This is a genomic window from Sapientia aquatica (assembly GCF_004358105.1).
Classification (GTDB): Bacteria; Pseudomonadota; Gammaproteobacteria; order Burkholderiales; family Burkholderiaceae_D; genus Solimicrobium; species Solimicrobium aquaticum.
The window spans coordinates 49,318-62,409 of the sequence record NZ_SMYL01000006.1 but is presented as its reverse complement, the minus strand read 5'-3'; the positions used below and the strand labels follow the sequence as shown (position 1 = coordinate 62,409).

Annotated in this window: 12 protein-coding genes; 3 read left to right on the top strand and 9 right to left on the bottom strand. The window is 48.7% G+C overall.

All coding sequences use genetic code 11. The annotated features are described in order from the left end of the window. The first annotated feature begins 54 nt into the window (after positions 1–54). The 3 genes from E2I14_RS12590 to rsmA are packed head-to-tail and all read left to right on the top strand — an operon-like array spanning position 55 to position 3,257. Positions 55–1,416 (top strand): peptidylprolyl isomerase, encoded by a 1,362-nt coding sequence (locus tag E2I14_RS12590; protein WP_133329040.1) that lies wholly within the window; start codon positions 55–57, stop codon positions 1,414–1,416. A 27-nt stretch (positions 1,417–1,443) separates the two neighbouring features. Then, positions 1,444–2,481, top strand: coding sequence for a 4-hydroxythreonine-4-phosphate dehydrogenase PdxA (gene pdxA / locus E2I14_RS12585; RefSeq protein ID WP_133329038.1), 1,038 nt, complete (start codon positions 1,444–1,446; stop codon positions 2,479–2,481). An 8-nt stretch (positions 2,482–2,489) separates the two neighbouring features. Then, on the top strand, positions 2,490–3,257 hold the full coding sequence (gene rsmA, locus E2I14_RS12580) for a 16S rRNA (adenine(1518)-N(6)/adenine(1519)-N(6))-dimethyltransferase RsmA (protein ID WP_133329036.1): 768 nt from the start codon (positions 2,490–2,492) through the stop codon (positions 3,255–3,257). 34 nt (positions 3,258–3,291) lie between these two features. Here the strand turns inward: rsmA and E2I14_RS12575 are convergent, their stop codons facing one another. The 9 genes from E2I14_RS12575 to E2I14_RS12535 form a co-directional block, all read right to left on the bottom strand. Further along, entirely contained in the window at positions 3,292–4,104 is an 813-nt protein-coding gene (locus tag E2I14_RS12575; RefSeq protein ID WP_227544727.1) for a M48 family metallopeptidase, read from the bottom strand. A 52-nt stretch (positions 4,105–4,156) separates the two neighbouring features. Next, positions 4,157–4,894 carry a lysophospholipid acyltransferase family protein gene (locus E2I14_RS12570; RefSeq protein ID WP_133329034.1) on the bottom strand — a complete coding sequence of 246 codons (738 nt, stop codon included), beginning with the start codon at positions 4,892–4,894 and terminating at the stop codon, positions 4,157–4,159. A 53-nt stretch (positions 4,895–4,947) separates the two neighbouring features. After that, positions 4,948–5,505 (bottom strand): D-glycero-beta-D-manno-heptose 1,7-bisphosphate 7-phosphatase, encoded by a 558-nt coding sequence (gene gmhB, locus E2I14_RS12565; protein ID WP_133329032.1) that lies wholly within the window; start codon positions 5,503–5,505, stop codon positions 4,948–4,950. 48 nt (positions 5,506–5,553) lie between these two features. Further along, positions 5,554–7,635 (bottom strand): glycine--tRNA ligase subunit beta, encoded by a 2,082-nt coding sequence (glyS, locus tag E2I14_RS12560; protein WP_133329030.1) that lies wholly within the window; start codon positions 7,633–7,635, stop codon positions 5,554–5,556. A 58-nt stretch (positions 7,636–7,693) separates the two neighbouring features. Next, positions 7,694–8,611, bottom strand: a complete 918-nt coding sequence (gene glyQ / locus E2I14_RS12555) for a glycine--tRNA ligase subunit alpha (protein ID WP_133329028.1) — start codon at positions 8,609–8,611, stop codon at positions 7,694–7,696. A 253-nt stretch (positions 8,612–8,864) separates the two neighbouring features. Beyond that, the gene (locus E2I14_RS12550; protein WP_133329026.1) at positions 8,865–10,310 is read right to left on the bottom strand and encodes an MFS transporter; all 1,446 of its coding nucleotides are present in this window, start codon (positions 10,308–10,310) and stop codon (positions 8,865–8,867) included. Between the two features lie 190 nt (positions 10,311–10,500). After that, a complete protein-coding gene (locus tag E2I14_RS12545; protein WP_133329024.1) occupies positions 10,501–11,619 on the bottom strand; it encodes a patatin-like phospholipase family protein in 1,119 nt (372 codons plus the stop codon). After that, the gene (pth, locus tag E2I14_RS12540; RefSeq protein WP_133329022.1) at positions 11,616–12,200 is read right to left on the bottom strand and encodes an aminoacyl-tRNA hydrolase; all 585 of its coding nucleotides are present in this window, start codon (positions 12,198–12,200) and stop codon (positions 11,616–11,618) included. Before pth ends, E2I14_RS12545 begins: the two co-directional genes overlap by 4 nt. A gap of 135 nt (positions 12,201–12,335) precedes the next feature. Then, entirely contained in the window at positions 12,336–13,073 is a 738-nt protein-coding gene (locus E2I14_RS12535) for an SIMPL domain-containing protein (RefSeq protein WP_133329020.1), read from the bottom strand. Positions 13,074–13,092: the final 19 nt, after the last annotated feature.

Sequence of the window (13,092 nt, the reverse complement as noted above, 5' to 3'; positions counted from 1 at the left end):
TATGTGTCACTTTTTTAATGTTTGAACTACGTCAATATAACCAAAGTCTAGATTATGAAACGCACCTTCCGCAGCCTATCGATTGCCACAATTAGTACCATTTGCGCGTTGTGCGCATTGACACAGGTGTCTGCTTTTGCGCAGGATAAAATGAGTGCCAATGTGACGACTCCGACCGAGCAATTGCCGTCGGTTGCCGTCAACGGTATTGCCGTTGTGGTCAATGATGAAGTCATTACCAAGCGTGAATTAGAAGATCGGATGCGCATGGTCGAACAGCGTCTGAAAGCACAGAAAGTAGCCTTACCTTCCCACTCTGAACTACAAAAGCAAGTCATCGAACGCATGATTATCGAAAAAGCCCAGACCCAATTGGCGCACGATAATGGCATGCGCGTTGACGATGTGATGTTAGATCGTGCGATGTTGCGCATGGCTGAGCAAAACAAAATGACTTTGCAAGTGTTCCGCAACCAAGTTGAGAAAGAAGGCACGTCTTACGCTCAGTTCCGTGAGGGTGTGCGCGATGATATTTTGTTGCAGCGCGTGCGTGAACGTGAAGTCGATAGCAAAGTGCAAGTGTCCGAATCCGAAGTCGATAATTTCTTAGCGGCGCAAAAATCGGATGCGCAAAAAAATCAAGAAGTTGAAATTTCCCACATCTTGATTCGCATTCCCGAAAACGTCAGCCCAGAAGCATTAACTAAGTTGCGTGCTAAAGCTGAAAATGTATTGCAACAAGTAAAGAGTGGCGGAGATTTCAGTAAGCTCGCAGCGACTTATTCTGATTCGCCAGAAGGACTCAAAGGCGGCTCACTCGGCTGGCGCGCGCAAGACCGTTATCCGCAGATTTTCATCGACGCCTTCGCTAATTTAAAAGAAGGACAAACGACAGGCTTGATCAAAAGTTCCAACGGTTTCCATATCCTAAAATTGACCGGTCGTCGCACAGTTGACCCGGATGCGACCGGTATTTCGCAAGCGCATATCCGCCACATTTTGCTCAAAATCACACCGACTTTAAGCAAAGAGCAAGCGACCCATAAATTGATCGAATTAAAAGAGCGTCTGCAAAACAATGGCGCTAAATTCGAAGACTTGGCGCAATCGTTTTCCAACGATTCGTCGGCTTCCAAAGGCGGCGATTTAGGTTGGATTTATCCAGGCGATATCGCTGAGTTTGATCCCGTCATTGCGGCACTCAAAGAAGGTGAGGTCAGCGATCCGGTTGAATCTCCTGCTGGTATGCATTTGATTCAATTGTTGGAACGTAAAAGCGACGAAGCTTCTAAAGAACGTCAACGTCAGTTAGCGCGCCAAACTATTCGTGAACGTAAAATGGATGAGGCGAATGCGGACTGGGTGCGTCAATTACGCGACCGCGCTTACGTTGAAATCCGTACTGACGATAAATAATCAGATCGGCTTGAAGGACATCATGTAATGAAATCTCAGCTACCTACGTTGGCCATTACTGTCGGTGAACCGGCTGGCATAGGACCTGAGATTTCGTTGCGTGCAGCATGGCAAGAACGTTTTCAATGCCGTTCGGTATTAATTGGCGATGGTGATTTTTTACATCAATTAGCACGTCAGATTGATCCTGAAATTCAATTGTCAGTAGTCAGCGATCTAGTCCAAATTCCTGCTGAATCTGCATCCACTGCGTCCCCAACGCTGTTGGTGCTGAATTGTCCGCTGGCTCAGTCAGTGGTAGCTGGACAGCTCGATCCTCGTAACGGATTGGCGGTATTACGAACCTTGGACTTAGCAATTGAAGGCGCGCAACAAGGTAAATTTGATGCCATAGTCACTGCGCCGCTACAAAAATCAACGATTAACGATGCGGGCGTGGCGTTCTCAGGTCACACTGAATATCTGGCCGAACAAACCAATACCGCCAAAGTAGTGATGATGTTAGCTTGCGCCAAAACGGCCAATCAACATCGACCTTTGCGCGTCGCGTTAGCGACTACGCATTTATCTTTGCGCGCAGTAGCTGACGCGATTTCAGCACATGAACTGACTCACATCATTCAAATCATTCACGCTGATTTGCAGACCAAATTCGGTATCGAAAAGCCGGTAATTTTAGTCGCCGGTTTAAATCCGCATGCGGGTGAAAATGGTTATTTAGGGCGCGAAGAAATCGAGATTATCACGCCAGTGATTACGGCTATGCAGGCAAGCGGAATTGATGCGCGTGGCCCCTATCCAGCCGATACCTTGTTTCAAGCTAAGTACCTAAATCAGGCTGACTGCGTGTTGGCGATGTACCACGATCAAGGTTTGCCAGTATTGAAATACGCCAGCTTTGGCATGGGCGTCAACATCACATTAGGCTTGCCGATTATTCGTACCTCGGTCGATCACGGCACTGCGCTTGATTTGGCAGCTCAAGGTGTCGGACACGCCGATATCGGCAGTATGTTAGAAGCGATGCAATGCGCGATTGCGATGTCGCTTACTCAAAAGAATTGAAATAAACCATGAAACACATTCCCCGCAAACGCTTCGGTCAAAATTTTTTAACCGATGATTTGGTCTTAAACGACATCATCCGCACGATTAATCCGCAACCACAGGATGCGATGGTTGAGATCGGCCCCGGTTTGGCCGCGATGACGCGTTTGTTGTTGCAAGGTGTGGCTGAGTTGCACGTGGTGGAGTTGGATCGCGATTTGGTGACCCGCTTACAAAAGCAATTCGACCCCGCCAAATTACATGTGCACGCAGGCGACGCATTAAAATTTGATTTCACCCAAATCCCGGTGCCAGCCGGTCAAAAACTGCGCATCGTGGGTAATTTGCCGTACAACATTTCCAGCCCACTATTATTTCATTTGGCGGAAATTGCACCGCATGTGCAAGACCAACATTTTATGCTGCAAAAAGAAGTGGTGGAACGCATGGTGGCCGAACCCGGTAGCAAAGCGTTTGGCCGCTTATCGGTCATGCTGCAATGGCGTTATCACATGGATTTAATGTTTATCGTGCCGCCAACTGCGTTTGATCCGCCACCTAAAGTTGATTCGGCGATTGTGCGCATGATCCCGAAACAAAATCCCTTAGCGTGCGATTTGGATAAATTGCAAGCGACGGTAACCAAGGCTTTTTCACAGCGCCGCAAAGTTATTCGCAATTGTGTGGCGGGGATGTTCACCGAAGCGCAATTGATCGAAGCTGGCATTGATCCGCAATTGCGCCCTGAAGCAATTGGATTAGAGCAATACGTTGCACTAGCCAACTTGCACTAAATAGCGACTGCATCAGCAAGTCGATTAGTTCCCATCAAAACTGCGGTAACGCCGCCAAGCCAAGTTGCTTTAGTTGTTCCCGCGCTTGATCGTATTCAGGGAAAACCCGCTCAACGGTCGCCCAAAAGCGCGCGCTGTGATTCATCTCAATCAAATGCGCCAACTCGTGCGCGATTACGTAATCAATCAAATGTGGTGAAAAATGGATTAAGCGCCAATTGAGGCGGATTTTTCCTTGCGAATTACACGAACCCCAGCGGGTGTTAGCGCTGGTAAGTGTGAAAGAGTGGTATGTCACGCCCAATTGATCAGCATAAAACGGCAAGCGTTGGCTGAAAGTGCGACGGGCCTGTGACATTAGCCACGCCTGTAAATGCTTTTTGCACTGCGCGGGACTGGCGTCGGTTGGCAAATTTAAGGTCAGCACCGCGGTTTCAGGATCAAAGAAGCTAGGCGTGCCGAATTCAACTTTCAATGTGGCGTTGACACCTAAAAACGGTAACGTCGCGCCGCTTTGCCATTCGATTGCTTGCGCCTTTTGGGGAACGGGTCGATCTTGCTGTTCTTGCAGCTTACTCAAGACCCAACGCTGTTTGCTAATGATTGCTGCATTGATTTCGGCAATGCTAACCCAGCGCGGCGCGGTGATACGCAGCCCTTCATCGGTAATTAAAAAACCGATGCTGCGCCGTTTAGAGCGTAGTAATTGATAGGGGACATATTGCTGGCCAAGTTGCACCCCGTGCGGATGCTGCGCTAACACTTTAGGCAATTCCGTTTGCGGAGCCAACTCGATGATGGTGCGGGAGAATGGCTTAATTAACTCGTCAAATAAATCGTATTGCACAAATTTTACCAATTGAGTAAATGGGGAAAATCTGCCGCCTGCCACAATGAAATTAAGCCTGATAGTGTTGCGGTGAAATGACCCGCATCTCAGCTTCGATCCAGGCTTCCACTTCTTGCATTAACTCGACGGGATTTTTACCTTCGGGTGAAATCGGTTTGCCGATGGAGACCGTGATTAATCCGGGCTTTTTGATGAAAGAATTTTTGGGCCAGCAGTCGCCCGAATTCATCGCCAAGGGCACGACGGTGGTATTGGTTTCGGCGGCCAAGCGCGCTCCGCCGCCTTTATAAAAACCTTTTTCACCTACCGGAATGCGTGTGCCTTCTGGAAACATAATAATCCACTGACCATTCGCTAAACGCTTGCGACCTTGGACCACGACTTGCGCGAAGGCGTCTTTGCCCTTGCTGCGATCAATCGGAATCATGCGCAACAACGCCAAGCCCCAGCCAAAAAATGGGATGTAGTGCAATTCCTTTTTGAATACAAATACCAGCGGACGTGGCATGTACATTAAATAGAAAATTGTCTCCCACGCCGACTGATGCTTGGATAACAGGATGACTGGCTCATCCGGCAAATTTTCCATGCCCTTGACCTGATAGTGCATTCCGCAAATGACTTTGCCCAGCCAAATCACGATCACATTCCAGCGTGCGGTAACCCAGTAACGTTGGTTGTACGGAAGTGGAGACACCAACATGCAGACAAAAGCCCAAACGATGGTTAATAAGGTGACCAAAATGGTGAACACGAGAGAACGTACAAACAGGGTGAAACGATGCATCTTATCTCCAAGGGTGAGGCTAATTAACGAATCATCTGGGCGTTAAAGCGGCATTAATTTTCTGCTTCGAGCATCAAAAATTTTTCCACAAAGGTAGCTAAATTGAGATGTACTTGCGCGCCCGGTGGAAGTCCCCCGGCGGCTAAGGTTTTCTCGCCTTTGCCGGTCAGCACCAAATGCGGCGCGCAGCCGACGATGAAACCGGCTTGCAAATCGCGCAGCGAATCACCGACTACAGGAACACCTTTTAAATCGATGTCATAACGTTGGGCGATTTCTTTAATCATGCCCGGCTTGGGTTTGCGGCAATCGCAATTAAAGTCGGCGGCATGCGGGCAGAAAAATACAGCGTCGATCGAAGCACCTGCTAGTTGCGCGGCATCGTGCATTTTGGCATGAATCGCGTTTAGCGTTTCCATGTCAAACAATTTGCGCGAAATCCCTGATTGGTTGGTTGCCACAACCACCTTGTAACCAGCCTGATTCAATTGCGCAATCGCATCCATCGAACCATCAATCGCAATCCATTCATCGGGTGATTTGATGAAGGCGTCCGAATCATGATTAATGACTCCGTCGCGGTCCAAAATAATGAGCTTCGTTTGCGCCATGATAATTGACTTGGTTAGTTTTAACTGTGAAAGAAGTTTTCTGAAACGTTATGCAGCTAGTTTTGAAATGTCCGCTACCTGATTCAAGACCGCATGCAATGACGCCAATAAAGCAATCCGGTTGGCGCGCAACGCAGCATCTTCGGCGTTGACCATCACATCGTTAAAGAACGAATCCACTTGTGGGCGGATCGTTGCCAAAATCTGTAACGCATTATTAAAATCAGCGGCAGCATAAGCAGATTTCACTTTGTCGGCCACTTCTTGGGTTGCCGCAAACAAGGCTTGTTCGGCTGCTTCTTGTAATAAAGCCGGATTCACCGCAGCGTCAACTTGCTCGGATTTTTTCAAAATATTGGTAATGCGTTTATTGGCAGCGGCCAACGCGGCGGCCTCTGGCAACGCGGCAAACGCTTGTACCGCATTTAAGCGCTGGGTAATATTTGCCAGCGAATCCGGTTGCGGAGCGACGACGGCTTCGACTTCGGCAGGACTAAATCCTTGGTCTTTTAAAATCCCGCGCAAACGATCGTAAATAAAAGTAGTCAGCGCGGCGCTAGGATCGGTGAAAGCAGGATTGTCGGCAAATAAAGTCACGGCATGTTGCAGCAGCCCAGACAATGTTAGTGGCAATTGTTTTTCAATGAGCATACGCAAGACGCCGAGCGCATGGCGACGCAAGGCAAATGGATCGCGGTCGCCGGTGGGTTGCAAACCGATTCCCCAAATACCGACTAGGGTTTCGAGTTTGTCAGCCAGTGACAATACCGTTCCCGTGATTGACGTTGGCAACGCATCGCCCGCAAAGCGCGGTTGATAATGCTCCGTCATCGCCAGCGCAACTTGCTCATCTTCGCCATCGATGCGCGCGTAGTACGTGCCCATGATGCCTTGTAATTCAGGGAATTCGCCTACCATATCGGTCAACAAATCAGCCTTAGCTAATTGCGCTGCGCGCTGCGCTAATTTGACGTCAGCGCTTAATTGCGTCGCGATGTAAGCGGCTAACTGTTCAACGCGTTGGGCGCGCTGTGCTTGGTTGCCTAACTTGTTGTGATAGACCACGTTGCTCAAGCCTTGGGCGCGTTCGGTTAGTGGTTTCTTTTGATCTTGTTCAAAGAAGAATTTGGCGTCCGATAAGCGCGGGCGCACGACGGTTTCGTTACCGCGAACGATGTGTTCTGGTGTTGCAGTCGCTAAGTTGGAAACGATTAAAAAGCGTGGGCGCAGTTTGCCTGAGGCATCGGTTAAGGCGAAGTATTTTTGATTGGTTTGCATCGTCAAAATCAAACACTCTTGCGGAACGCTTAAAAACTTTTCTTCAAAATGGCAGTTGTAAATAACTGGCCATTCGACCAGCGCAGTAACTTCGTCCAATAACGCCTCTGGCATCAACACGTGGTCAGCGCCGGCTTGGGCTAACAGGTCGGTGCGAATCTGTTCTTTACGTGTGTCGAAGCTAGCGATGACTTTGCCGTGAGTCTGTAAATCGTTGGCGTAGTCATCGGCATGGTTGATACTGATTTGGCCTTGCGATAAAAAGCGATGACCTTGCGTGATGCGTCCAGCGTGCAAGCCAAGAATGCTCAGATCAACAATTGCTGAACCGTGCAGCGCGATTAAACGGTGCACTGGGCGCGCAAACTGAATATCTTTGCCATTGCGTTGGTAGGTCATTAATTTGGGAATCGGTAATTTGGCAACGCTATCTTCTAACGCTTGCTGCAAGCCCGATGTTAAGTCCACGCCTTGCGCCGTGTAGCTGTAAAAAAAGCTGTCAGCTTTGCCGTCAGCCGCACGTTCTAATTGGCTTACCTGCACATCGGCGAAGCCCATCGCCGCTAATTTTTTTAACAGCGGCGCTGTAGCGTTACCGTTCGCATCCAGTGCGACCGAGACTGGCAACACTTTCTCACGGCATTGCTTATCGGGCGATGTGGCGCGCACTTTTGTGATCGAAACCGCCAAGCGACGCGGTGTCGCATAACTGGTGGCGATGGAATCGGCGTCCAGGAATTCGTTCGTTTTTAAATGGTTGAAGATACCAGCGGCAAACGCTTCGCCCAATTTAATCAAGGCTTTTGGTGGCAATTCTTCGGTAAATAATTCAACTAATAATGTTTGCGTCATGGCGTGTCTGTCAAAAAATGGTATTGGCGTAGCGGTGCTTTATCGTGCTGGGGCTAAGTTAGGCTTGGGCTGCCTCGGTTGGCTTAGATAGCATCGGAAAGCCCAAAGCTTCGCGTGAAGCGTAATAAGCACTGGCAACGGCGCGCGATAAATTACGAATGCGACCAATATAGGCGGCGCGTTCGGTAACAGAAATCGCGCCGCGCGCATCCAATAGATTAAACGTGTGACCGGCTTTTAATACCAATTCATAGGCAGGAAGCGCCAGCGGCACTTCAATCAAACGTTTGGCTTCGGTTTCGTAATTGGTGAACAGCGAAAACAAGAATTCGGTGTTTGAGTATTCAAAGTTAAAGGTCGATTGCTCGACTTCGTTTTGATGGTACACATCACCGTAAGTCAACGTTTTGGTGACACCGTCTTCTTCCCAAGTCGTCCAAATTAAGTCGTAGACGTTTTCAACGTTTTGCAAATACATCGCTAAGCGTTCGATCCCGTAGGTAATTTCGCCCAAGACTGGTTTGCAGTCTAAGCCACCAACTTGTTGGAAGTAGGTGAATTGAGTGACTTCCATTCCATTGAGCCAGACTTCCCAACCCAAGCCCCATGCGCCCAAGGTTGGATTTTCCCAATCGTCTTCAACAAAACGCACATCGTTTTGCTGCAAATCTAAACCGACCGCTTCTAAGGAACCGAGGTACAAATCCAAAATATTTTCTGGCGCTGGTTTGAGCGCGACTTGGTATTGGTAATAGTGTTGCAGGCGATTTGGGTTTTCTCCGTAGCGGCCATCTTTAGGGCGACGCGATGGCTGAACATACGCGGCGCGCCAGGGTTCTGGGCCAATCGCGCGTAGGAAAGTTGCTGGGTGCGATGTGCCAGCGCCGACTTCCAAATCCAGCGGTTGCAGCAGGGCGCAACCTTGTTTGTTCCAATAATCTTGCAGCGTCAGAATAATTTGTTGAAATGTCAGCATGGTGTGAGTGTAATGAGGTTTATTGCTTTAAAGAAATTGCGAATGCGACGTTAATTTGCCAGACAAATGCGCAAATAACCAAACCGCCGATTTTAGCGGTTTTTGTCGTGTCAGTCTGTGTGACTTTGAGGAGGAAGGGGGAAATTGCGTTTTAAAAACATAAAAATGCTTTTTTATGTTTTTAAAAAAATAACTGGATCAGGCGATTAGGGAAGAATGCGCCCTAACCGCCGGAGTGCTTAGTCTGAATCAACTAGTGCGAAGATACCGAAGTTTTGCCGAACGTAATACCTTGCTTACTTAAAATCGCACCGACTTTCCAAGCATAGAAAGCCAAATAAGCGAAGCACAGCACGCCCACAATGTAGCTGACATGAATATTGGTGTAATCAGCCAAAACGCCTTGCACCCAACTCACAATCCCGCCGCCCATAATCATCATGATTAAGAACGCGCTACCTTGGCTGGTATTTTTGCCCAAGCCACTGATTGCCAGCGTAAAGATACACGGCCACAAAGTGCTGCAAAATAATCCCACGCTGGTGAAGGCATACACGCTGATTAAGCCGCTGGTAAACATGCCAATTAACAGCGCAAGAATGCCCAGCGACGAAAAGATTAACAACATCCGAACCGGACTACCTTGGCTGGCAATGTCAGCCGCGATCAACACTAAAATGACCAAACCATACACATAGAATGGCGTTAAATCATGTTGCGCGATCGCGTTGACCGCCAAGAAAATCGCGAACGCCAAATAAGGCACGATAAATTTCAAGGTCTTTTGCAAACTGGCATCCGAACTAAACGCTTCCACCGCGCCAGTCCAACGTCCAATCATCAAGCTAGCCCAGTACAACGAAATAAACGGTGCCGTTTGTTGAATCGAAAATCCCAAGCCGGTGCTCATGTAGGCTGGTAGATTACTCGCAGTCGATACTTCCACGCCGACATACACAAATATCGCGATCATGCCCATGACAAGCTGCGGATACTTTAACGCCGAACTACGGTCGCCAGACGAAGCGCCATCATCGGATGAACTCAACGCTGGTTTGTCGGGCAGGGGAGAGAATTTTAAGATTAGTGCCGCCACCAAAAATGCAAAGCCCAGCACCAGATAAGGGACTTTAACGCTTTCAATACTCATGCTAGCGGCGGAATCATTGTTATGGATGACCGAGCCAAAAATAGCAAAAGTCACGATCAATGGGCCGATGGTCGTGCCTAAATTGTTGATCCCACCGGCCATCGTTAAGCGCTGCGATCCGGTGCTAATCGGGCCTAAGGCAATGGCGAGTGGATTGGCCACCGTTTGCTGCAGCGAGAAGCCCAGCGCAACCGTAAATAAGCCCGCCAGCATTAAAGGGAAGGAACTGGTATTGGCCGCCGGGTAAAACAACAGCGTACCCAAAGCCGAGATAACCAAGCCCAACGCCAAGCCGTTTTTGTAGCCGATTTTATTGACCAAATCTTCTTTCAGTAAAACGGATACGCCCATGTAAATAATCGAGCCGACGGTGTAAGCGATGTAAAAAGCGAGCGAAACTAATTGGCTTTCGCCTTGGCTGAGATCAAAGGTTTTTTTGAAGACCGGAATCAAAATATCGTTGCTGGCCGCAACAAATCCCCAAAAGAAAAAAACAATGATTAGTGGAATAAATTGAGCCCATTTGGTTTGTGTGTTTTCTGGTGTCATGGCATGCAGTCATCAAATTATTGGGAGATTGCACAGCGTCTCGCAATATAGGTCAACACGGCCTCCGCCAATTGAGCTTAATTTTGATACTGCCAAAATCGCGCATTGGCTTTGGGATGGATTTAATCGCTGGATTAAATTTGGTCGAATTATTCTAGTGGAGGATTTTACTTTTTGATAGCAAAAAATATTAAAATTTTTGTAATGATTCAGGATTCGGATTGTTAACAAATTCCGCAAACGCATCGCGAATCTGTGCGCTCGCGCCTATCGTCTGCTGCCACTCCGCAATCCGCGCACCATGATTGAGTCCATGAAATACAAAGTCGTTGCGGTCGGGAATCTTTTGACGCGGCAGGGAACGCACAAACTCGGACGACGGTGCGACCAAGACGACATTGTCGAGCCAATGCAGATTTTTGCCTTTATGGGCCCGACGCCACGCAAATGCCTTATCGAGCCAGCCTGGAATGATGTGGTCGGTAAAGTGTGGGTACAGCACTAAATTGGCCGAAGTTGACTGCGCCGCTTGCATGCAAAGGCGTGAATAAGGAAGTGCCAAATGGTAGTCGATCAAGCCGCCATCCCAATAGGTTCCGGCAGGCGCATCGGGAATGTGACGCACCGGATCCATGATTAATGGCAGCGTGCCGGAGGCCAATAACGCGGTTTGCAAATTGGCCTTGGTGAGCGCAGCGAATTCGGACGGAAACGCATCAAACTTGGTTTTCATCCACGCTAAATTATCGCGCTGGTCACTAAAGATCACCCGCTCCATGTGGCGCGCTAAGTTGGAGCGCGAAGTGATGTTGGCCAATGTCGCCGCAGCAAATCCGGCCTTGGTGCTGAAACTACGTTGTGGCGCGCGCAACAAGCCGCGTCCTTTGATCGTCAAAATATGCAAGCGGTGCAAAGGTTGATCGACGATTTCGTCGATGTGTGCATTGACTAACTCATGCAATAAATCCGACAGCACTTGGGTCACTTCGCTGCTGCTTGGCTTAGCACTATACGTTTGCTGGCAATACAAATCGGCTAAGCGTTTAAATCCTTTAGCCGGATCGGCCATGCTAGCCGCCGCCATGCGCCACGATCCAATCGAAGCACCGATTAAGCTGCGCTGGCGCGGCGAATTGGCTAACCAGTCGCCAAACAACCATTGATCCAACTCGTTGAGAATTAAGCCTTTAGGCCCTCCAGCGGCGGCTGGAATCACAGCGATGTCGCTGGCTTGTAATCCATTTTTGCGGATATGTTCTGCTGCTTTAGGGCCCGCGCGCAGAATGATAGGGGATTTAGTTAAACTCATTTGGTGTGTAATTGCATGGTGGCTGCTTCGAATTTGCCTTCGCACAGCATCGGGATGATTTGCAAACTTTTAGCAAGTGCATCATCGATCAAATGTTGTTCTTCTTTGCGCGGGCGATGCAACACAAAATCAACTACTGGTTGCTGTAAATTCAAGCTGCGCGGATGACCGATGCCCAAGCGCAAGCGCCAATAATCTTGAGTTCCTAATGCCGCGGTGATGTCTTTTAAGCCGTTGTGGCCGCCGGAGGAGCCGCCTTTTTTTAGTTTTGCCACGCCCGGATCAATGTCGAGTTCATCGTGCACCACTAAGATTTCATCGGGCGCGATTTTATAAAAACGCGCTAAAGCGCCGACCGATTGTCCGGAGCGATTCATGTACGTTTGCGGCTCCAGCAGCCAGACTTCTTGTCCACCGATGCTAGTTTTAGCGAGCAACGCGTTCATTTTATTGTCGCGTTGCAGGTGGCAATTGGGCAAACTTTGCGCCAAATTATCAATTAACCAAAATCCAGCATTGTGCCGAGTTTGCTCGTATTCCGGACCGGGATTGCCTAATCCAACAATGAGACGAATAGCCATAATGGTGCGCAGCAAAAAATAAAAGCATCATTATAAGTTGTTCGGCTAGTTCGTTGAGCGGGCGCTTAGAAAAGAAAATGCAGCCTCCGTGGCGTAACTAGTTGTCAGAGGCCAGCAAGTTTTGGCGAGGATTTGCTATTTAATTTTAAAAATAACATCCACGCTTTGCACGATCTTAATCGCCGCGGGTGAGGAAAAATTACGGATCGAATTTTCCCGCCGCGGCGCGTCGTCAAAGTACGGATTACTCACTAAATTTAATTCAGCCCCCAAGTTCATTAAGCGACCAGACGAAACCGCAGCGACTGCGCCCAAATGCCTCCCAAACGATTCAGCGATGATGGTACCGTTTTGCTTGGCGTGATTGATTGCTTCAACAATTAAATCTTCACGCGCTTGTTTGCGTTTGGTGTAATCAAAGGTCGCGTCAAAATTGCCCAGATTCTCTTTGGCTAGTAACGGGGGGGTGAGCAATTCCCATTTACTTAAATCGTGCACATCGATCTGCATTCCTTGTTTCACCTCCACGATGACGCGAGCGGGTTTGCCATCGATGGCTTCCATCGTTCGACTCTTTTTTTGCACCGCATAAATCGTTAAATCGGTTAGCGGAATTTGCAACTGTTCTAGCAGCGCGACGATTTCCGCATTGATCGCAGCCGCTTGCTCAGTCGCCTGCTCTGCCTGGTCGCTCGATGTGGTGATTTCAAAACTAATTTGGCCTAGATCGGGTTGCACATACACGTCGGCATTACCGGTTACATGGATGAAGGGATAATCGGGTAGTTGTGACGCGGCCGAGAGATTTGTAGCGCAAGAAAATGCTATGAATACGATGGGCGTAAGAAGTCGTTGAACGAGTGTTGGAATCATTGGATTTCCTTATTTTGCA